The 22102-nt window shown below is 49.3% G+C and carries 18 protein-coding genes; 7 read left to right on the forward strand and 11 right to left on the reverse strand.

Annotated features, from left to right (window positions below):
- Positions 1-48 precede the first annotated feature (48 nt).
- A complete protein-coding gene (locus Mal48_RS11140; RefSeq protein ID WP_145199037.1) occupies positions 49-2277 on the reverse strand; it encodes a DUF1549 domain-containing protein in 2229 nt (742 codons plus the stop codon).
- An 899-nt stretch (positions 2278-3176) separates the two neighbouring features.
- On the opposite strand from Mal48_RS11140, the gene Mal48_RS11145 reads away from it, so the two are divergent.
- The gene (locus tag Mal48_RS11145; RefSeq protein WP_145199040.1) at positions 3177-4016 is read left to right on the forward strand and encodes a thiazole synthase; all 840 of its coding nucleotides are present in this window, start codon (positions 3177-3179) and stop codon (positions 4014-4016) included.
- A gap of 98 nt (positions 4017-4114) precedes the next feature.
- On the opposite strand, the gene Mal48_RS11150 is transcribed toward Mal48_RS11145, so the two are convergent.
- From Mal48_RS11150 to Mal48_RS11160, 3 genes are read right to left on the reverse strand one after another with little or no spacing between them, the layout of a single operon-like run.
- Positions 4115-4900, reverse strand: coding sequence for an MBL fold metallo-hydrolase (locus Mal48_RS11150; RefSeq protein ID WP_231739994.1), 786 nt, complete (start codon positions 4898-4900; stop codon positions 4115-4117).
- The gene (locus Mal48_RS11155; RefSeq protein ID WP_197442262.1) at positions 4897-6171 is read right to left on the reverse strand and encodes a DUF1444 family protein; all 1275 of its coding nucleotides are present in this window, start codon (positions 6169-6171) and stop codon (positions 4897-4899) included. Before Mal48_RS11155 ends, Mal48_RS11150 begins: the two co-directional genes overlap by 4 nt.
- Positions 6172-6220: 49 nt before the next feature.
- A complete protein-coding gene (locus tag Mal48_RS11160) occupies positions 6221-6643 on the reverse strand; it encodes a DUF1844 domain-containing protein (protein ID WP_145199045.1) in 423 nt (140 codons plus the stop codon).
- Positions 6644-7131: 488 nt separating this feature from the next.
- Here Mal48_RS11160 and Mal48_RS11165 point away from each other — a divergent pair, with 488 nt between their 5' ends.
- Complete coding sequence (locus Mal48_RS11165; protein WP_145199048.1) at positions 7132-8307, forward strand: isocitrate/isopropylmalate dehydrogenase family protein; 1176 nt, start codon at positions 7132-7134, stop codon at positions 8305-8307.
- Between the two features lie 403 nt (positions 8308-8710).
- A complete protein-coding gene (locus Mal48_RS11170) occupies positions 8711-9991 on the forward strand; it encodes a cytochrome-c peroxidase (RefSeq protein WP_231739995.1) in 1281 nt (426 codons plus the stop codon).
- A gap of 231 nt (positions 9992-10222) precedes the next feature.
- Here the strand turns inward: Mal48_RS11170 and Mal48_RS11175 are convergent, their stop codons facing one another.
- Positions 10223-11491, reverse strand: coding sequence for an outer membrane protein assembly factor BamB family protein (locus Mal48_RS11175; protein ID WP_145199051.1), 1269 nt, complete (start codon positions 11489-11491; stop codon positions 10223-10225).
- 37 nt (positions 11492-11528) lie between these two features.
- Between Mal48_RS11175 and Mal48_RS11180 the strand changes: the two genes are divergently transcribed.
- The gene (locus Mal48_RS11180; protein WP_145199054.1) at positions 11529-11990 is read left to right on the forward strand and encodes a hypothetical protein; all 462 of its coding nucleotides are present in this window, start codon (positions 11529-11531) and stop codon (positions 11988-11990) included.
- A gap of 43 nt (positions 11991-12033) precedes the next feature.
- Here the strand turns inward: Mal48_RS11180 and Mal48_RS11185 are convergent, their stop codons facing one another.
- A complete protein-coding gene (locus Mal48_RS11185) occupies positions 12034-12234 on the reverse strand; it encodes a hypothetical protein (protein ID WP_145199058.1) in 201 nt (66 codons plus the stop codon).
- Positions 12235-12354: 120 nt separating this feature from the next.
- The gene (locus Mal48_RS11190; protein ID WP_145199061.1) at positions 12355-12615 is read right to left on the reverse strand and encodes a hypothetical protein; all 261 of its coding nucleotides are present in this window, start codon (positions 12613-12615) and stop codon (positions 12355-12357) included.
- Between the two features lie 864 nt (positions 12616-13479).
- On the opposite strand from Mal48_RS11190, the gene Mal48_RS11195 reads away from it, so the two are divergent.
- The 3 genes from Mal48_RS11195 to Mal48_RS11205 all read left to right on the forward strand — a co-directional run bounded on the left by Mal48_RS11195 (position 13480) and on the right by Mal48_RS11205 (position 16041).
- Positions 13480-13764, forward strand: coding sequence for a MoaD/ThiS family protein (locus tag Mal48_RS11195; RefSeq protein ID WP_145199064.1), 285 nt, complete (start codon positions 13480-13482; stop codon positions 13762-13764).
- Between the two features lie 82 nt (positions 13765-13846).
- Complete coding sequence (locus tag Mal48_RS11200; RefSeq protein ID WP_145199068.1) at positions 13847-14605, forward strand: HesA/MoeB/ThiF family protein; 759 nt, start codon at positions 13847-13849, stop codon at positions 14603-14605.
- A gap of 212 nt (positions 14606-14817) precedes the next feature.
- Positions 14818-16041 (forward strand): argininosuccinate synthase, encoded by a 1224-nt coding sequence (locus tag Mal48_RS11205; RefSeq protein WP_145199071.1) that lies wholly within the window; start codon positions 14818-14820, stop codon positions 16039-16041.
- A gap of 316 nt (positions 16042-16357) precedes the next feature.
- Here the strand turns inward: Mal48_RS11205 and def are convergent, their stop codons facing one another.
- The 4 genes from def to Mal48_RS11225 form a co-directional block, all read right to left on the reverse strand.
- Positions 16358-17005 (reverse strand): peptide deformylase, encoded by a 648-nt coding sequence (gene def / locus Mal48_RS11210; RefSeq protein ID WP_145199074.1) that lies wholly within the window; start codon positions 17003-17005, stop codon positions 16358-16360.
- Positions 17006-17176: 171 nt separating this feature from the next.
- Entirely contained in the window at positions 17177-17623 is a 447-nt protein-coding gene (locus Mal48_RS11215) for a hypothetical protein (RefSeq protein WP_145199077.1), read from the reverse strand.
- 70 nt (positions 17624-17693) lie between these two features.
- The gene (locus Mal48_RS11220) at positions 17694-18611 is read right to left on the reverse strand and encodes a MotA/TolQ/ExbB proton channel family protein (protein ID WP_231739996.1); all 918 of its coding nucleotides are present in this window, start codon (positions 18609-18611) and stop codon (positions 17694-17696) included.
- A gap of 248 nt (positions 18612-18859) precedes the next feature.
- A complete protein-coding gene (locus Mal48_RS11225) occupies positions 18860-21931 on the reverse strand; it encodes a tetratricopeptide repeat protein (protein WP_197442263.1) in 3072 nt (1023 codons plus the stop codon).
- Positions 21932-22102 lie beyond the last annotated feature (171 nt).

A 22102-nucleotide genomic window follows, 5' to 3' on the forward strand; every position in this document is an offset into this window, starting at 1 on the left:
ATGGGAGGGAAATAGGAGGGATGGTCGTAGATGTTTCTTTCTTTCCGGTTAGTCTTTAAAGACAAACTCAGGGGTATTCATCAACGCCCACATTAAGTCTTCGGTAGTCTGACGACGCAGTGTGAGTGCGTCAGCTTCACTTTCTTTATTGTCGTATAAATTGACGGCGATGTCCAACTCTTTCTCATTCGGGTATCGAGAGTAGATCGCAAGGTAGAGGTTTTTAACGATTTCTTCAGGCGGAAGTTCGCTCTTCGCGAGTTCGACAGCCCAACCTTGTTCGGAAGTCACCTTCTTGAAAAGGTTTTCCGAATTCATCAGATGTAACGTTTGTACGACTGTAGGGTCTGATGTTCGCTCGCACGGCGGATCCTGGTTTGGATCGGGGCGACCGTATGCATCCAGAAACAAAGAACGAATTCGATGTGTCCAAAGTTCCTTTGCTTTTGTATTTGGTGCCATTCCTGAGAACGATTCGGGAACCCCGGTGATTTGAACAACCGAATCAAGCAACACTTCAGCTCGTAATCGCTCGCGGAAGTGTCGAGAGAAATAACGTGTATCCACAGCATTTCGCTCTGTCGGTACTGAACTCAATGCATAGGTATTGGACAACACGATGTGGCGAATCAATTTCTTCAAGTCGAAATCGTTCTCGGCAAGGTAGTCTCCCAAGTACTTCAGTAACTCTGGATTCACTGCGGGGTTCGTGGCTCGCAAATCGTCGACAGGAGTCACCAGTCCCATCGTCATTAAGTCCGTCCAGACACGGTTTGCAATTGTCTGGCAGAAGTAATCATTGTCGGCAGAGGCCATCCAATCTGCGAGCGCAATTCGCGGATCAGTCCCCTCGGGAATTTCTGTAGATTCACCGTACAGTGGTTTGGGAGCCAGCACTTCGTTCGTAAGGGGGTGGCGAACATCACCTCGACCTCTGTTGTAAATAAACTCTTCCGATCCAGAAATCGGTGGCGACAATCCAGTTCCCTTGTGGCCGAGCTTCGCGAAATAGGCAGCGAAGCTGTAAAAGTCTTCCTGCCCGTAAACTTCAAACGGATGGTGATGACACTTCGCGCATTCCAACCGAATTCCGAGAAACAATTGACTCACAATAGTTGTCAATTCGTCGGGGCTGCGGCGATCTCGGTATAAGGTCACATTCCCCTCTCGGAATGTACTCCCCTGTGCTGTGATGAGTTCTTTGACAAACTCGTCGTACGGCTGGTTCTTGCGGAAAGCCCCACGAATCCAGGCGTCGTAATTCATCACAGCTTTGATACCGACACGGTAAGGGTTCGGACGCAACAGGTCGGCCCATTTGTTCGCCCAGTGCTCCGCATATTCCGGCTTGTTCAGTAACTCATCAACAAGTGCAGTCCGTTTTTCGGCGGACTCATTACTAAGATATGTGCGAGCTTCCTCGGCTGTTGGAAGACGACCAATAATATCGACGTAGGCACGTCGCAAGAATCGATGCTCGGGAGCAGGATCTGAAGAATCGAGACCTAAGCGGGTCAACGTTTTAGCGACCATTTGATCGACAGGATGATCGCTGGCCAATGAGACTGGTGGGGGTGCGGTGCCAGGAGATGGGACCGAGCCGGTGAAGATTGCAAAGTGTCCGGAATAGCGGGCCATAATTGCCGCTTCCCCCGTGATATTTCCGGCAGTGACGACGCCGTCTTCATCGACAGCGACAATCGGCGCTTCGTTCGATTGATAAATCGACATGTCCGTCACATCACGAGTTGTCCCATCGGAATAGTGTGCGATCACCGTAAGCTGTTGCTTGCCGTGGTGGGGAAGAATTTTCTCTGTTGGTGTGACAGTGACATTTTCCAGAGTGGGTGTATTCGGGACTGACCGAGGAGCGCCGGCGCGAATCCAGTCCAACAACAACTGATAGCCAGCGCTATCAGCCTTCAACCTGACCCCTCCGCCGTGCGGAGCTTCTCCCAGAGGCTTCCTCAGCAACAAACTGGACTCCGGGCGTGTTAATGAAATACGACGACCGCGAGTCTGTTTTGCCAACGCGTTGTGATCAAAATCAGAATCGAATCCAAGCAAAGAGAGTTGAAAACCGTTCTGCCCACGTTGTTTTCCGTGGCAGGCCCCCGAGTTGCAACCGAAGCGTGTCAGCACCGGTTGAATGTCTCGATCGAAGTCAATTTCTTCGGGAGCAAGTCGGGTTTGATCGTCCGCTTCCACAGACAAGCTCAGCCCCAACATTACAACTGCCAGGACGAGTAGAGATTCGGATATTCTTTTTGCAGGCATCAAGGTGAGGAACCTTCCAATACAATTGGGGAGCCAGTGGGGGCAGGTTGCCGGAGCTGGTGACAAAATCAGGTAAATATTGACCATCAGCGAGGCATGTTATCAGTGAGGCAGATTAACTGTTACTGAATATCTGTCACACTGTATTATGTGTCACACGGTCTGAAGTATCACACTGATTGATTGCCGCATTAAGAGGTGCACTTCAAAGAGAGTACATGAGAATGCGGTATTCAAACGGTGGGATTTCATTTGTGTGCTGAAATAAGGTGGGTGTTCTATCAACTGATCCCTAAAAAATTCATCGCAGTATTCATCATAGTGGGTTCAGGCCACTGCGATTTCAGAAAGGAACTCAACTCAGTAGAACATTACTTCATTATACATCGATTTGATCCCGTTGATCAATGATCAACTTTCTTCCAAGTCTGTTTATGGGGGCAATTTCTAATTTGTGTATTCTTTTTGTGATTGAAGGACAACTGTCAGGAAGAGAGATAGAACGGGTCATGCTGCTTTTCACGGAGTTGGTGATGAAGAAAGACTTCTGCCCCAAAACCATGAAAGACAGAGTCAAGAATGCTCCCGCCGGCCTGTCTGAAATCTTCCGTTTGAATTTGTTCTGGGCTCGCTCTTCTTTAATGGAATCATGGCATTTCTCCATGTTTTCCAAGACTCTCTTTTGTGACAACTTTTATACCAGCTTAGTCGCGAGCTTAAGCCGCTTCAGAACATCTCGAAACCTGTCACCCATTCACTGAAGTCGATATATCCCTCTCATTGAGAATTCGTTTACTGCGAACACTTGAGTGTTTTGGGGCAAGGGAGGAATCGTTAAACTGAAGTCACTCTGCTTGCGAACAAATCGACGTCACTTTTCTCAAACTTTCAGTTCTGCCATGACAACTCCCGCCACGAAATTGCTCAACCAGACATTAGTTGTTGGCTCTCACGAATTTCGCTCCCGGCTGATTTTGGGTACGGGGAAGTATTCGACATACGAATTGATGCAAGAGTGTCTGGCAGAAAGCGAAGCAGAAGTGATTACCGTAGCAGTTCGGCGAGAAAGGCTGATCGATGCGGACGGTCGTAACATTCTGGATTTCATTGACCTGGACCGATACACCATTCTTCCAAACACAGCTGGCTGCTTTAATGCCGAGGACGCAGTCCGTGTCGCTCGATTAGGCAGAGAGATTCTCGAAGGCCTCGAAAACCCTGGAGCTGACTGGGTGAAACTGGAAGTTCTGGGAGATACGAAAACATTGCTTCCTGATCCTGTTGCCACACTTCAAGCGACAGAAAAATTAGTCGCTGACGGTTTCCAGGTTCTTTGCTACACAACCGATGATCCGATTACTGCAAAACGCCTGAAAGAAGCAGGTGCGACGTCGGTCATGCCAGCTGGCAGTCCTATCGGCAGTGGGCAAGGCTTGCTCAATCAGAATAACATTCGAATCTGTCTCGAATATCTCAAAGAGAACGATGCGGACTATCCTGTGATCGTTGATGCCGGTGTCGGCACCGCCAGCGATGTCGCCATTGCGATGGAACTGGGATGTGACGGAGTCTTGCTGAACACCGGAATCGCCTCAGCTGGAAATCCTCTCCTGATGGCAAGCGCAATGCGAGATGCCTGTCGAGCAGGTCGCATGGCTGCCCATGCAGGTCGAATTCCCAGAAAACTTTACGCAACGGCCTCCAGCCCCGAAACGGGAACTATCTCTGCAAGCCAGTGACTCTCTTTAGAACTGATCCTGAAACTTAAAATTGCTCTCTCAAACGTTAAGAAAAGCGGCTATCCCAGAGGTTTTCGGACTGGTTCTAAACCGCCAGCTTACAGCATGATCACTTGTTGATCGTAAGAGAGTTCAACGCCGTCCGGCAGCTGCAGGTTCGTTTCTTCGTATCCTAAGCGGTGGGAAACGTGGGTCAAAAAAGTTTGCTGAGGCTGAAGCCGCTCGACCACTTCGAGCGCTCCTTCAATGTTGAAATGAGTCGGGTGTGGTTCAAAATGGATTGCCCCAAGAACGAGGACTCGTAATCCTTCGAGCAGCGGCCAGCTTTCATCCGGAATCTGACTAACGTCCGTGCAGAAAGCGACATCGTTGATTCGATACCCCAGCACGGGAAGTCGGCCGTGAATTAATCGAATCGGCTGGATGGTTAATCCACAGAGTTCGAAAGGCCTCAGGCCGATCTCACGGAATGTGAGCATCGGCCTTGAATGCAACGACTTCTTGACAGTCTCATCAAAGGCGTAAGAGAACGTGCGGCGAATCGTTTCTTCGACAGCATCTTCACAATAGACGGGTACCGGCTCTTTTTTCTTAAACCCGAAGATACGCAGGTCGTCTAAGCCGAGAATGTGGTCGGCATGACCATGCGTATAAACGACTGCTTCAATCATCTCGATTGATTCACGAATCAATTGCTGCCTGAGTTCCGGACCGGTGTCAATCAGAAAAGTTGAATCACCGTTATGCACCGCAACACTCGTGCGCAGCCGCTTGTCTTTCGGGTTTTTGGATGTGCAAACCGGACACTGACAACCAATCATCGGAACCCCCATACTGGTCGCGGTTCCGAGAAGCGTCATCCGAGGGGATTCATCAACGCTCAATCGACCTCCTCCACTAATTCTGAAACACCATCGGCCGTCAGCAAGAGAAGACGTTTCGTGAGCGGATGATCAGTGTTCTCAAAATCTCGCTCGACCTGTTGTCGAATTTCAGGAAGCATTTCAGGGGCCTTGATCGATATCGCAATAAAAAAGTCGCGTCCGGGTGCTCCGACGACCAAATCGCTCTGGACTGCCTCGCGCATCCGTGCTCGAAAGGAATCGCAGAGAAGTCGAGCGGAATTATAGGTGTCCGGCTGATTGGGCATCATCATCCGAGGGTCTCCCTCTTCTGAGGTCGCCACCGCCATTTCCATCGGTTCTTTTTCGAAGTAACTTCTCAAGTTCTCAATTGCCATTTGATGCAATTCATCTTGCGTCAAAGACCAGTGATCGAGCAGTTCATCGCGGATGTACCAATAGGCGTTAGCTTCGTCGACCACATACAAAATCACTAACCCGCCGACCCAGGGAGTCCCTACGATATTAGTAAATTTCTCCTTCCAAAGCTCTTCTGGATAGAGCATCGGCATGAGTCGGTCACGCACAATTTCGAGTGGCGGAGAAGTTTCGTCTTCCCCCCACCCTTGAACCTGGACAGCTGTTGAAAACGCTGGCAGCAAAATCTTTTCAAACTGATCCGGTTCGCGAATGTAGGCGCGGTAGAAATTCCCGAGGTTGAGTCGGGAAGTCTCAATTTGAATTTGAAACTCCCCTGCCAGATTCACCGTCAACAAAGGGAATTTAGAGCGTGCCAGCTCCAAAGCATTCTGAGCAAAGACTTCTGGTGGATCTGCAGGCTCTTCACACAGTTCCATGCTCATGAGGATCATTCGTACGATTGATTCCAGTTCCGGATCCCGTTCCGAAGTATGCAAAAGGGTGATGACCACCAGCAATCGATCTCGGCGAAACGACCAGATTGTCCAACTCCGCCATTCTCCAGGAGCAAGGAGCTTGGCCCACCATTTTCGTGACGGGTCAAGGATTGCATCGCCCTTGACGGTCTCATCTGCTCCAATTTGCTCATCTTCGGAAACCGTGACGTTTCGAGATTCTGGAAACTGCTCGACAATATTTTCTAAGCGAGGAAGCTCTCCCTCTTTCTCGTCGCCGAGCCAAACAGTATTGATCGCCACGAGCGCCTCAGTCTCTGGAGGACGCAACGCAATAGTCCCCTGACGCTCTTCAGTTTCCCACTGTGGTGGGTGGTGAAGATGGAACCAGTTCGAGGGACCAACTAATGTTGACCAATGTTCCGGAGCAGAATCCATGGCAAAACTCGGATCATCCTTGGCGAAAACGTCTGACTGTTCATCAGCGTTAAGCGATATTCGACGACAGCTGCATGTAGGCCATTCGCAATTCATGCGCAGACTGCTTGAGCAACTCAGCTTCGTCGTCTGTTAAATTGCCTTTGCATTTTTCTTCAAGCACACCGAGAAGATCGATGAAGTGCTTCGCCAAGGGGAGTTGTTGATTTTGATTCCCACTCGGATCTGGAATCACCCCAAGCGCCACCATGGCCTGAGTTGAAAACATCTGCACGAGCATTGAGAAGGTAGCCGGAGGTAAATTGTTGAGATCCAGTTCTTGCTCACCATCAGATTCGGCGGCGTCAGGTGCAGCTGGTTTTTGCTGACTCTCGGCGTCACGCTTGGCGTCCTCTGCCTTCACTCGATCTTTCCAATCGTCATCACCAACGACTTCGATTTGCGGTTTCTCCGATTCATTCCCGTCAGACATTTCACTTTCCAATCAGCAGTGCGTTCTAAATTCAGAATTTTCTAGGTTGAAGGATACGCCGAGCCGCATTGAAGTTTCAATGCCTGCCCTCGCGGAAAGAATATTGCGCACTTTCCCCGCCGGTCTGAATCGAATCTGAGTCGCATGTCGCTCCATGCCAGATATCCCATGTCCCATGCCAGATATTGAATTCAAGAGACAAACATCGCAACAGCAACCGCTGATGCGACCTGATTCAGTCCCGGTGATTTCACTCCCAATAATATTGCCAGATTTGGGACTCTTCGATCTGGAAATGAACAGGTTTTACAGTGCTTGAATCACCCATCTTGTTCTGATACCGTCCACACTGGATTCAGTCTGTCAGCCTGTCAGCGATAGCTTTTCTTCTTGAGAGCAGCCTGAAAGCGGCAGGCGAATTGAAGATTGAACGCATTGAATTGCGAATCAACGACCTTTTCGGAACTTGCTGAGAGAAGAACAAACCCATGTACAACGTGACCTTAATCCCTGGTGATGGCGTTGGTCCAGAAATCACCGAAGCCACAAAAAAGTGTATCGACGCTACCGGAGTCAAAATCGACTGGGACCTCCAGGAGTGCGGGATCGAGGTCATTGAAAAAGAAGGCTCCGTGCCGGATCACGTGATGGACTCCATCCGCAAAAATGGAATCGCACTGAAAGCCCCGATCACGACACCCATCGGAAAAGGTTTTCGCAGCGTGAACGTCTTTCTGCGACAGGAACTGGGTTTGTACGCCTGTGTCCGCCCCTGCAAAACCTATAAAGGTGTCAGAACTTACTACGAACATGTCGATCTCGACATGGTTCTCATCCGGGAAAACACTGAAGATCTCTACGCCGGAGTGGAATTTCAAGCAGGAGCAGAGCAAACTGCTGAACTGATCAAGACAATCAATGAGTTCTCCGCCGAGCGGAAAATCAATACGACGCCTCAAACAACTGGCGTGAGTATTAAGCCGATTTCCTACGAAGGAACTCGACGCATTGCAGACTTTGCATTTGACTACGCTGTCAAACAGGAACGCAAGTCAGTGACGTCAATCTGCAAAGCCAACATCATGAAGTATACTGATGGCTTGTGGTACGACGAAACACGTGCTGTCGCCCTGGCGTACGGAGCAAAGTTTGAATGGGAAGACCTCGCTGAAGGGATCTCCCCAGATGCTGAACTTGTTGGCAAAGTCGGTGATGCTTCCAATCTGACTTACATGGAACGTCTCATTGACAACATGTGCATGCAACTCGTTCAAAAGCCTGAACAATACGACGTTATGGTCACCCAGAACCTCTACGGCGATATCCTCAGCGACCTGTGTGCTGGGCTCGTCGGCGGACTCGGTGTTGCTCCCGGAGCAAATATCGGAACTGAAGCAGCTATCTTCGAAGCAACTCACGGAAGTGCTCCAAAGTACAAGGGGCAAAACAAAGTGAATCCGGTTGCCTTGATCCTCTCCGGAAAAATGTTGCTCGACCATCTTGGTGAGCGAGAAGCTGCCGCAAAACTGGACCGTGCTATCGCTGCAGTCATCGAAGAAGGCAAAGATGTCACTTACGACATGAAGCCTACCCGCACCGATCCAACAGCTGTTGGAACTCAAGAGATGGCGGAAGCTATCTGCAAAAAAATGCAAGCAGAATAGTAGCGTGCATTCAAACTGATTCTTAAAAGCCGGAGTCTTGCACTCCGGCTTTTTTGTTAATACCAGTCCGAAAACCTCTGGAGTAGTTGCTTTTTCTCAATGATTGAGAGAGAAATTTCAAGTTTCAGGATCAGTTCTAGAAAAATGCGTTCTTCACGGGCACACGGTAGAGCGAACTGCCTCTAGAGCAGTACTGTGGAAGGATTGTCTGACTTCGATATAATCAATCTGGTAGATTCATCCGAATAGTGGTCTGTGTCCCGTCCGCAAATGCGGTGCGGTTGAAAGTCTTATTTGCGTTTTGAGTACATCTCCGGAAACTTTATGACGAAGGTATTTCTCAGTGTTTGAGAAACCACATCCTGGTTTTCGGATCAGTTCTAAGCTTTGAGGATCTTTACTGATGAAGAAAACACTTTTAATCCCCACACTCTTTGGGTTGCTGATCAGCTCGATGGTTGCGACACCATCGTTTGGTCAAGAAACAATCCGGGATGCTAAGAAGAAAGCCAAAGAACTCGGCCCCAAAGAAGTGCTGCTTGGTGAAGGAGATCTTCTGCAAGGGATTCCAGGAGAGGGAAATCTGACTCCTAAAGACATTCGTGCCTGGCTCAAGAATCCAGAAGTGCATCGAGTGATTCGCCCAGTCCTTCCACTTGGGCTTGCTGCAGGTGCTTCGCAAATCAAAGGGATTGACGAAACTCCAATGACTCAAGCGAAGATCGAGCTTGGTCGACAACTCTATTTTGATCCACGCCTCTCTTCTGATTCAACAATTAGTTGTGCCTCCTGCCACCACCCTGATCAGGGATACTCCCACACCACGCGGTTTGGGGTCGGTGTTCAAGGTCAGGAAGGAAACCGAAACTCTCCGATCAGTTACAACCGAATCCTTTCCGATCTGCAATTCTGGGATGGTCGCGCACTGACACTCGAAGAGCAGGCAGTCGGCCCGATTGCAAATCCCATTGAAATGGGAAACAGCCACGATGCCTGTGTTGCAGCCCTGAAGGAGATTCCTGGCTACAAAATTCAATTCGCTGCAGTCTTCGGCAAAGACGGTCTCAACATCGACAACGTCGCCAAAGCACTTGCAACATTTGAGCGAGCCATTGTCACCGGCCCTTCCGCGTACGACTTCAGTGAAGCGATGGCTCAATATCAAAAAATTGACCAGGACGACCTTAAAGATTTGCTTGAAGATGACGAAACGATCGCCGCTCAGTACGAGGCAATTAAAAAGGGAACTCAAGAACTGCCAATGAGCGAGAGTGCTCTACGCGGTCAAAAGCTCTTCTTCAGCGAACGTGTGAACTGTGCCGCCTGCCATGTTGGAGCAAATCTCACCGACGAAAAGTATCACAACCTCGGCGTTGGGATTGATGCAGAAGAGCCAGACCTCGGTCGGTACGTCGTGACAAAAGACGAGAAAGATTGGGGAGCTTTCAAAACCCCCACCGTTCGAAACGTCGCTCTCTCTCCACCATACATGCACGACGGCAGCCAGAAAACATTGATGGAAGTTGTCGAGCACTACAACAAAGGTGGAAATCCAAACAAAAACCTCAGTGATAAAATCGTCAAGCTCAACTTGAAAGATCAAGAAAAGAAAGATCTCGTTGCCTTCATGGAGGCACTCACCGGATCATTCCCGCAGGTTGAACACGGACGCTTACCGAAATAGTCTTCGGATCGTTCACTTGAAGAATCCACAATATAAGCCGCGTTCTCAAACTTTGAGAACGCGGCTTTTTCATACATTCTGAGACAACTGATGATCACACCGGCAGTCAAACTGCCTTATCACATCCCGGAAAAACCATTGCCACTGTCCGTACCGAAGAGAACCACATGAGTTGTCCGGAGTTCGGACTTCTCGAATTTCCCGCCACTCCTCTCGGGCATTCTTTTCAGCTTACTTTTCACCAATGCAGTAAAGATATTCTTGACGCCCTTCAGGTCCATTCTCGGCGACACGATAGAAAATCCGGTTGCCTGCAACGGTTGGTGTCGCAAACAGTTCTGTTCCCAAACTCGTACGAGCAACTTCTTCGTACTTCTCCGGATTAAGTTTGTAGACAATAATTTCCCCCGACTCAGTCGCTGTATAGAGGTGTCCTCCAGCCATCGTGATTGAAGAACTGACTGGACCTCCCAAACGGGTTTTCCACATCTCCTTTCCGTCGGAACATCTCCAGCAAAAACCGACTCCTGCATCCGTATGAGCGTACAGATAACCATCGTAGGCGAGCATTGATTGCTCATAACATTTCTGTTTGTTCTTCCAGACAACCGTCCCTGAGCCGTCCGCCTTGATGGCAACAGTTTCAGAGTTTGGAAAACCTCCGCTGGCAAAAACAAGGTCTCCATTCCAAACCATCGTTCCACAGGTCGCCAGAGTCGCACCGGGAGCTGACCAGAATTCCTCACCCGATTTCGGGTCGTAGCTGATGACTTCGGAGTGCCCACTCAACAGAAGTTGCTCTTTCCCGGCTATGTTTCCAACGATCGGAGACGAGTAGCTGGCATGTGCAACTCTCGGTGTCGTCCACAGTTTCGAGCCATCACGCTGGGAGAAAGCAACGAGGAAACCGCCGCTGTCAGCTTCTCCAATCACAATGACACTTTCACCATAAAGCAGAGGTGATGAGCCATAACCAAATTTGTATTTTTCTGGATCGAATGGGCCTGCCGATTCGGTCCAGACAAGATCCCCGCCAACAGTCAGGCAGCTCACCTTAATTTGATCTTCGTTATAAAAGACAACGTAAAGATGCTTGCCGTTACAGGCGACTGTTCCCGAGGCATGGGTATTCTTCTTGTGAACCCCCGATGGAAGATTCCCTTGATGCACAGGAGTGATCCACTCCTGTTTACCAGTTGTGCGGTTAAAGCAAACCACGCCTTGCATCTCACTTTGCTCATCCGCAGTAGCGAGAAAAATTTGGTCTCCCACAACCACTGGTGACGCATGGCCACGGCCGGGAACGGCAGTTCGCCAGACGACATTCTTCTGTTCATCGAACTGGGTCGGTGGCGATTGGTGTTCAGCTGCCACGCCGTTGAAATTTGGCCCACGCCACCATGGCCAGTCATTTATAGGATCTGGCAATGTGGCAGATAACGTTTGAGTAATCCCTATATTCCAGAACAGAACAAGACTGGCGAAGGAACAGAACTTCATCAAAGCTTCTCCGTGAATTCCCGGGAGTCTCTTCAAGATGCGGACCAGTCTTCTGGAATCTGTACGATTCACTGAATTTCGACCGCTGATACAGCCTGATGGATGCCAGTTCATCTCCACGATGAAAGTTGTCAATGCCTTGGCAGGCTCTCAACCGCGAGAGAAAAACTGTCAATGCTTTTCAGGGCATTCAGGCGAACATTCAGGCGAACAGCAGATACAGAAGGACCAGAAAATTCGCGATCGAAACCATCGTCGCGTGAAACCGCAGCTTCTAGAGCAGTCTGCTCTACCGTGTGTCCGTGAAGAACGCAATTTTCTAGAATTGATCCTGAAGCTTGAAACGGCTCTCTCAAACGTTGAGGAAAGCGACCATTCCAGTAGTTTCCGGACCGGTTCTAGTAAAAATGCTCTTCGCCACGAGGCAGATCCTGCAAACCAACTTGAAAGATGCTCTAGCGATCCAGACGGGACAACTGTCCCGCCTGACGGATCGTAAACTCCTGATACACAATAATCACTTAGGATTCGTCAGCAGCAGCTTAAGAATCATCCTCTGAGGTATTTGCACTTCGGCTTTTTGCTTTAGAAAGCCTCAGCTCAATGTTTTCAACAGTGGCGTTTGCTTTGCGCCACATTGGTTGTTTTTTGGGCTCTAATCCTTCGAACTGAGATTCGATAGCTGCTCGTTCCTTTTGAGCGACTTCGAGTTGACGTTGCAAGGTTGCTTCTTTAAGAGGCATTTTCTGATTCCATCAGGTTGAGTTGATTCGTTGAAACGCGGGGCGGTATTTTTGCAGGAGATGCCCTGAGATTCAATGTCCTTGATTTTCGATTCGCCAGCATTCTCAGGAACACGACTCTCAAAATGCTTGATTCGACCGATTCCATCCTTTCCCCATGCTATACCCCGCGATTGATGCACAACTTTTGAGACTGCCTCTAGTAACGATTGCTGTGTCCACTTTTGTGATGCCCACCATGATGCCCGCCATGATGATTGTTGTGGCTTTTGAAATGTCCGTGTGAATTGTGGTGCGAGTTGTGATGGTTGTTGTAATGACCACCGAAGTGATGCCCTCCAAAATGACGGTTGTTGTGGTGTGAATTGAAGTGTCCTCCATGGTGATTATTCAATTTGTGATGAGAGTTGAAATGCCCGCCGTGATTGCTCCCATGGTGGCTGCTTCCATGATGATTGCCGTTGAAACTCCGATTCGATGAGCTTGATCGGTTCCCGGAGAAATTTTTGTATCGTGATGAAGACGAGCCACCTGAACTACGCTGACCGAAACTGCTGCGGGAAGATGATGATGAGCGGTTGAATGATGAGTTGCTACGGCCTGAGTTGGATCTTGAGTCAGCCATAGATGCTTCAGCGAAGAAACCAGCGAAAACAGTCACAGTGAACAGGCAGTTGAGGGTTGAGCGAAACATCTTCATTCTCCGGTCTGTTGTTTTGAGATTTTGTTGTTGGCCCTGTTGGCCGGTAAAACTCTCAGCGGAGAATCAAAAAGCATGTGACACGTTTTCTCAGAAAAAACCGCCTTTCATAAAAAGAGCAAAAATTCGAACCATTTCTCGCCCCACGAGAACAATCAATCATCGCCCCAGAACAGGCGGGACTAACGACACACACCACACAACAAGATCGTAACCAATTGAAATGAAGAGAGTTACGACTTCAAACAACCTTCTGTTTCATGAGGCGAGAGTGCGTGAACAATTGAAACCTGCACTGTAGCGGGCACTAAAACTTCGCAAACAATCGTCGACATTCATTCAACGACGGTTGAAGTTTTGAGTGAATCTTCTTTCAATCAATCAATCACAGCGTCTCATTGGATTCCAGAACACGCCAGAAAATGGTGCCACTTTTCAATCTGGTCAAAATCGAATTCGCCATGACGACTCGATCCATCAGCCACAGCGAAGAGTAGGCATTCGCGGAGCCTCGACTGATCCGCGAAGATCAAGGTACTGTCCGAATGAAAATTCAAGTTTTTTTTGAAGCACAGCTCCGTCAAGCGGCAGGCACCGACTCAACAATTGTCGAGCTTGATGATCCGGGATCTATTCAAAACGCCTTTTCTGCATTAGCAGCTTCGGCGTCAGAGGATCTCGCCAATCGGCTGGTCGATGCCGCAGGACTTCCGCAACGAAGTCTATTGGTTTTCATTAATAACCAACCGGTCTCCGCAGATCGTTTCAGTGATCCAATTTTGAAAGAAACTGACACTCTCTCAATCCTGCCCCCGATCGCCGGAGGGTGAGCCAGTTTCAATTTGCTTCAAAATATGATGGTTGGGGCAAATGAATAACGCCTCGCAAACACGAAAACGTGAAATCAAGACTATGTCAGCCACTCAGCAGCATCTTACAGACGAAGAAAAAGCACGGTACGAATGGCAAATCTGGACGCCTGACATCGGTGAAGCCGGGCAAGAGAAGCTGAAGTCTGCGAGTGTTCTCGTATCTCGCCTGGGAGGTGTCGGAGGAACGGTCGCATATTACCTCGCTGCAGCCGGTATCGGGAAACTGGTACTCGCACACGGCGGAAACGTGAAGCCGAGTGACTTAAACCGCCAACTCCTGATGACGACAGACTGGCTTGGGCGACCTCGAAGCGAATCGGCACCAAAACGCCTTCGAGAATTAAATCCGAACGTCGAAATCTGCACTGTGAGCGAGAACATCAATGAAGAGAACGTCGACTCTCTTGTGGAGCAGGTCGACCTGGTCGTCGATGCGGCTCCATTGTTCTCTGAACGATTTGCCATGAATCGGGCCTGCGTTGAGCAAAAGAAGCCGCTCGTTGAAAGTGCAATGTTCGATTTCGACGCCCAGTTAACAACGATCATCCCGGGGAAAACACCCTGCCTGGCCTGCATTTATCCGGAAGATCCTCCACACTGGAAACGGGAATTTCCAGTCTTTGGGGCAGTTTCCGGAACGATCGCTGCGATGGCTGCGGTTGAGGTGATTAAGTATTTCACCGGCGTCGGAGAAACTCTTCAAGGAGAGATGCTGTGGGCCAACCTCCGTCGTATGGAATTCAAAAAATTACCGATCCAAAAGCAGCCTGACTGCCCTGTTTGCAGCGGTCTGACGTAAGGTCACCAATCGCCTGACATTCCCAGCAGAGAAAAAATGAACCTCAAACTTGGCCGAGTATTGATGTTCCATGCCGGGAATGAGACGATGCTCAGCTTAACCACTTCAGTCAATGAACCTCTTTCGTGGGGAATTTGTCTGAAATAAAACGAAATGCGACAGAAACAATCGTCAGTGCGAGCGAGTCTCTGACTCAGAAAGTGTAAAGAACGATGGCAGATTCAGTTGTTTTGGCATATAGCGGTGGGTTAGACACTTCGGTCCTGGTCGGTTGGCTCATGGACAAGGGATATGACGTCCACTGCTTATACGTCGACCTTGGACAACCATGTGAAGACATCGAAGCGATCTTGCAGAAGGCCCTCGACATTGGTGCCAAAACCTCGATCGCTATCGATGTTCAAGAAGAATTGTGCCGCGATTTCGCGTTTCCTGTTCTGCAGTGGCAAGCGAAATACGAAAACATCTACCTCCTTGGGACATCGATTGCTCGTCCATTGATTTCGAAAATCGTTTTGCAGCGAGCACGTGAAGTCGGCGCCGTTGCTTATGTTCACGGAGCGACCGGCAAAGGAAACGATCAATGTCGATTCCAACTGGCCGCTGAGGCACTCGACCCGAAAGTCAAGGTCATTGCTCCGTGGCGAATGGATGAATTTCGTGAGCTTTTCCCTGGCCGCTCAGAGATGCTGGAATACTGCGAAGAAAAAAACATCCCCGTCAAGGCGACCGCTTCAAAGCCTTACTCATCCGATGAGAACTGCCTACACATCAGCTACGAAGCTGGCGACCTCGAAGACCCGAATGTTGATGGAATCCCGATCATCGATTTCGGAATGACAGTCTCTCCACAGGAGGCTCCCGATCAGGAAGCTCTTGTGAAAATTGGCTTCGAATCAGGAGTCCCTACAAGCGTCAACGGGACAACCATGGGGGCGGCTGAAATCGTAAAGGCTCTCAATCAGCTTGGTGGTGAAAATGGTGTCGGACGTATCGACATCGTCGAGAATCGATTCGTTGGAATGAAAAGCCGGGGAGTTTATGAAGCTCCGGGCATGACCTGCTTGTACGCCGCTCATCAGGCTCTTGAGCAACTCACCGTCGACCGGGACGCCGCCCACTTCCGGGATCGCCTTAGCCCGGAAGTCGCTGAGATGGTTTACAATGGCTTCTGGTACTGTGCGAAAATGGATGCGCTCATGGCCTTCATCAATCAGCTTCAACAGCCTGTCACAGGTGAAGTGACCTTGGGTCTCTACAAAGGGAACGTCCGCATTGTCGGTCGGACTTCACCAAATTCTCTTTACGACGAAGCGATTGCATCCATGGAAGCAGCTGACGAAGCAGACTACAGCCAAAACGACGCAGAAGGCTTCCTGCGAATCTTGGGAGTTCCACTCCGCGTCCAAGGCAAAGCCCGCCCCAGAAACTACTAGGATCTGATCCCAAACTGATCTTTACGTTCTGTCTCGTGGCATCAGCGTATGGACTTGTGAAAACGTACTTCGCCCGACAAGAGAAGCGTTGGAAATGCTCTAGAGCATCTTTCGAATTGGTTTGCAGGATCTGCCTCGTGACGAACAGCATTTTCACTAGGAAAATGCGTTCTTCACGGGCACACGGTAGAGCAAGCTGCTCTAAATCACGAGATGCAAGTTTCCAAGCCAACTTGCAGGCGTGGTTCTCAGTTCAAATAAAAAGAACAGCTGCACCAAACATCCGGTGCAGCTGGTCTTCTTTTTTTCCGACTTCTTACTCGTCATTGAGTTGAGGTGGGGTCATTTTATGGACTGGAATCTCCAGAAAATCGGCAGGGATTTTCCCAGACTTTGCCATGTTCTGTACGTTCTTCAATAGTTCATCATCGTTCGCAAAGAGGTTTTCGTTTTGGGCGTTCTTAAAATTCATTTTGAACTTCAGTAACTCAATGTCGACATCCTCGCTTTGCCCTTGTTCCAGCATCCGATCTGTAAACATGATTCCATCGAGATGATCGGATTCATGTTGAACGACTCGGGCCGGAAGTTCGGAAAGTTCCATGGCAAATCCCTGCCCTGAGAGATCAAATGCTTCAATGGTGACTTCCTCAGCTCGGTCGACATCGCCATAAAGCCCAGGCAGGCTTAAGCAGCCTTCTTCGCCGATTTCACTCCCCTTTTTCTTTTTGATGATGGGGTTGATGAAAACCAACTCTTCATCGGGGCTGTCCGGGCGGGCAGCAAGATTCACCAGGAAGAACCGGAATGGTAAGCCAACCTGATTGGCAGCTAAGCCGATTCCATTGGCTTCGTACATCAGGTCAAACATTCGACGAACGACTTTTCGTAAAGTCCCATCGATTTGTTGAACATCGACTGATTTGAAAGAGAGTACAGGATGTGGGTAATGAACAATTTGCATTTTGAGAAATCAGCCCCGGAATCAGAGCTGTATTAAAGGAGAGGCGAATAAATGGATTAAAAACACTTTCGTGCTTTTTGTGCCAGTGAAGAGTGTAATTCGTGAGGAAAATCACACCTATCCACCAGGCTGAACCCGAACAACAATTTGAAAACGGCATCGTAGCCAGGTTCAATCTTGCCCATGCATTTGACGAGGGGGATATCCTGTCCAGACAAGTGGTTTGGCAAGTTTGTCAGTTTCTTTAGTTTCCAGCGACTTCAGAACTTCGAGGACCGTTCGGTTTTTTGCGAGTTCTTTTCCAAGCTTCTTCAGGACATCGCCCGGGACGGTATTCCCACCTGCCCCGATGCCACCTTCAAGGTAGCTCCCTTTTTGATCGAAAACCGCCCAGTAAACCGTTCGCGGATGCCGCTTCGCACCGTCGCGGGTTTTCTCTGCTCCACTCCCTTTACTGCGCTGGCCACTTACCTGGTACAGGTCGCGACGTTCAAAAATGACCGCGATCACGTTCCAGTCTTTTCCGCCAAACAGTCCAAACATTGTGTTCCCCAAGGAATTCCGGTCTATGAAGTCGGTCGCGATTTCACGATGAGACACTCCGATGTCTTGAGACATTGGAGTCGAGTTGGGCTCGATGGTCAATCGTTTGAGCGTGACTCTTTGAAGATTGAGAAACGCAAATCAATTACCCCGCTGATTTTTGGGAGCCTTTCGAAGCTGATGAGATCGTTCGTGGGCGCTGCTGTCGATCTGACAGAGCTTCAATTGAGATGTTATGCACAACTTTTTGAGCAAGTTCGTCCATTTTCATCACCAGTGCATCGACTCGTCCGGAGAGATACATATACGCAATCAACGATGGAATCGCGACGATTAAACCGGCTGCAGTCGTCACCAAAGCGAGTGCAATCCCGGATGCCAGTTGTTCTGTTTTCCCCATTGCACCTGCGAGTGCGATTTGATTAAACGATTTGAGCATCCCCCAAACGGTTCCCAGCAAACCTATCAACGGGGTCACTGTGGCAACACCGTTAATCACCTGAAGATGCCGGCGAAGCGAACTGACTTGCCGTTCTCCACCATCGATGATCGCTTGCTCGACTTCGACACTTGGTTTCCCCCATTTTCGCACACCATGAGCAAAAACATGAGCGACGGGAGATCCATTGTCTTCGCAAATTTGCAGGGCCTCATCTTTTTCCAATTCCCCCTCTTCAAGCAACTTGAGGAATCGCTGCACAAACGGTTTTGGAATGACTCTTCCGCGGCGTAATACCACCACCCGTTCGGTCGTAAACCAAATTGCAATTAAAGTGGCGAGCCCGAACGGCAGAATCCAATATCCGAGTGACAGAAAAATTTCAATGACATTGGTCGGCAAACCGACTTTTTCGGCCGGTGCAGCTTCATCCTCAGAGGCGAAAATCTCGGCACTTGGGTCGAATTCCGGGATTTCAGCGGAATCTCCGACAAGAGGAATATTTTGATCTGAAAGATTCACATCCTGAGCCGCGACGGGAATCATGAAGCAAAACAGCAGTAAAGCTCCGGGCATTGCTGCGCGCAGTTTTTGGTGAAGAGTCGTTTGAATTGGCTCCATCATGGAGAGGCTCTTTTAATTCTGAGTACATTTCGGCCAGGTTCAATCACCTTTTGCCGAGTATGGAAACGCAATGGCTCAGTAACAATTGAACTTGCGAAGGACTTCGAGTTTGAAACCTCCGCAAGCCTCCTGAAATTGCTTGAATTCACAGCGATGACGCTCTCTGATTAGGCCCACTGAATCGAACAAGCCATTACAGAATAACGACTTGTGCGAATCGCTTGAGCGCATCAACATCACAGCTTGTGTTACAAATCTGGAAATGCTTGTTCGATCTCCGCTAGCTGCTTTTTCGCTTCTCCAAGGTGCTGACTTTCAGGGAATTCTGTAATCAACGTCCTGTACGATTGCACGGCACCTTTCCAGTTCTTCAGCGAAACATCGCATCGTGCTGCTTGATAGAGTGCGGCTGCTTCGTATTCAGGAGAGTCGTATGCTGCGTAAACTCGATAAAACTCCTTCAGCGCAGCTTTGTAATTCTTCTCTTTTAGTAAGGATTCGGCAATACGAAACTGAGCTTCTGCAGCTGATTCGGTCCCTTTTCCTGATTTCAGTTCAATTGCCCGAGTATAGGCTGCACGTGCTTCGACAAACTTCGCCTGTTGTTCGAGAGCCCTTCCGACGAGAAGTTCACCCCGGTGGGCCAGTTTGGAATCAGGCGAAAGCGTGTTCAGCTCATCAACGGTCTTTGTGAGATTTTGATAGTCCTTGGCTTCCAGCAAGCTCTCTGCCTTTAATAGCCAGACATCTTCCCACCAGGTCGGCTTTTCTTCTTTCGATTGACCTGAGAGTTGAGTCATCAATTCTGTGAGAATTGCAGCGGCATCAGCGGGTCGCGACAAGTGCAGCAGAGACTCAGCAGTTCGATAGCGAACGTAGAGCCGATGAGTATTCTCTGGGAATTCCGTTTCCAAAGTGTTGCAGTCAGCCAGAACCTGCTCCCATTCTCCCGCTTCAGCGTCGAGATCGACGAGATGAACAAGCGATCGCTGACGGACGAAGTCGTCAACGGTTTTGTTCGTGGCGAGTTTTCGAAACGCGGTTTCAGCTTCATTTTGCTTGCCAGAGAATCTCAGGCTCTCTGCCAGAATCAGCGAGGCATCATCGACTAAATCACTCGTGGGAGCTTCTTCGATTAGCAAATTGAAAAGTTCATCCGCCCGGGCGTAATCTTTGGCGTTGTAGTGCATGTCCGCCCACTCATAGATCAGCTTATCCAGCTCAGCGTTCTTGATCTCAGGAAGTGCCTGGATCCGTTCGAAGGCGACATTGTAGTAGTTTTCTGCGATGGCATTCTTCATCAGGTCACGAGAAACACGAGCGGCTCCCTTGGCTAAGCTGTAGATTGTTTGCAGGACTTCGGGGTCCGCACCTTGCGTTTTCGCTTGATACTTTTCCAGTGCGTGTTCATAGACGGTCAGTGCAGCTTCGGTTTCTCCGGCTTGACGATGAGCCATTCCCAGCATGTACCAGGCATGCGTCCCCAGCTTCAGATCATCACTTTGCACTTCGGTCAGCTTCTCAAACGCTTTAGCAGATTCCGCAAACTTCTCTTGCTGATAGAGTGCATGTCCGAGACCAGAAAGGCCAGCGAGGTAATATTCGTTGCCTGACTTCTCAGACGTAGCGATCTGGAAGAAGGATTCTGCTTGCGGCCACAACTTGGCGTCGTACGCAGCATCGCCAGCTGCCAGACCTAAACGATGAGGCTCGGTTGATTGCGGATCGTGTTCTTTCAGTCGGTCAAGATTCGCGGTGACATTCTCCCAGTCTTGCTTCGCAATCAGGGCTGCAACGAGTCCGGTGTACCCATCTTGGAGAAGTTTGCTCGGCGTCGCATCCTTCAAGAATGCTTCGTAGTCGATAATGGCGTTGTCGTATTCTTTCTTTCGTAGATACGCGTTCGCTCTCAAAAGCAGAGCATCAAAATCCAATTGAGACATGGGCTCATTCTCGATGACCGAAGAGAGCACGGCAATGAGTGTGTCGTCATCACCTACTCGTTCGTATGCACGAGCCAATTGGAACTGCGCGAGTTTTCTTGTCTCATCGACTTTTGTTGACTCCACGACACTTTTTAGTAACTCCTCGGCTTGCTGATAAACAGCCTTCTTCTCAGGAGATGCGGCCTCAAGCTGATCTCCGCGAGCCATTAAAATTCGTCCATACAACAGGTCTTGAACCTGCTTCAACCCTCCATCGGCATAGCGGGATTGAAAGAGCTCATTGAGATCTTCTGCCTTTTTGAAATCGCCTAGTTGAAATGCGGCTTCGCAAGCGGAATGCACAGAATCATCGGAGTACTTTCCTTCTGCCCATTGCGTGTAAACCGACTCGAAGAGTTGCAGAGCGAGTTCGTAATTTCCTAAACGCAGTTCGGCATCTCCACGTTGGAAGTGAATATTTTCCGCCAGCGGCTGATTCGGCTCGGCTAACAGTGACTCCTGGAAAATCTTTGAGGCCTGCGCATATTCACCAAGCGATTTGTAACTCAGGGCGGCCCAATACTGTGCCGTCAACAACTGATCTTCTGACTCAGCCGCTTTTTCAAATCGCTGAATTGCATTTCGAAACTCTCTGGACTGATACTCTGCATATCCAGCATTCAGAAATGCTAAAGGGACCAGTCGATGTTTCGGTTGTGCGGTTGTGAGTGCGAGAAACGCCTGATCCGCTTCTTTGTACTTCCCCTGACTAAACAACGATGCTGCAAAATGGAATTGAGCATCTCCAGCGTGAGGGTTTGCAGAATCGGCAGCGATTTTGCGATAGAGAGCCTCCGCCCTCTCCGATTGCCTGTCGACTTCTAATGCGCGTGCCAACCCGTACTCCGCCTCACTCTTCAAATGTCCATCTTTGTAGTCATTCAATGATTTTTCGAAGGAGCGAATTGCTTCTTTCGTTTTATTGAGTTGAAACTGCGAATGCGCAAGATAGACAATTGCCCATTCTGCCAACTCGTGGTCTCCATGTTCATTAAGGAATCGCGTCAATTCCTGCTCAGCGGATTTGGCATCATCTAAGAAGTAGCTGCACTCACCAAGACGATACATGGCCAACGGACGGTCGGAGATCGCTTTGGGATTGCTGAGATACGCTCGAAACTGTGTTCTGGCTGCGTCAAATTCAGACAGATGAACCAGCGACTGCCCCCAGTACAAATGAGCCATCGGAACCTGAACGTGTTCCGGGTACTTGTTAATAAACTCTTCACAAGCTTCGCCAGCCATTTTCCAGCGTTGCTGTTTGTAAAATTGAACAGCCAGATTGTAATCCCCAACTGCATCCGCTGAAGCGATTGCCGGAAACAACAAAAACATGACGACTGCTAGTACTGCAGGCAGACCTGCTAGTCGCAGCCCTGCACTTTGCGGCATTGCAAGCCTGAGCAGCGATGCAAACTTGAAGCGTCTTGCAATCTTAAACCATGTTGCAAACATCGATCGACTCGCCGAAACTAGAGGCAAGCCTGTCACGCAAGGGTCACTCTT

The organism is Thalassoglobus polymorphus (assembly GCF_007744255.1).
In the GTDB taxonomy this organism is placed as follows: domain Bacteria; phylum Planctomycetota; class Planctomycetia; order Planctomycetales; family Planctomycetaceae; genus Thalassoglobus; species Thalassoglobus polymorphus.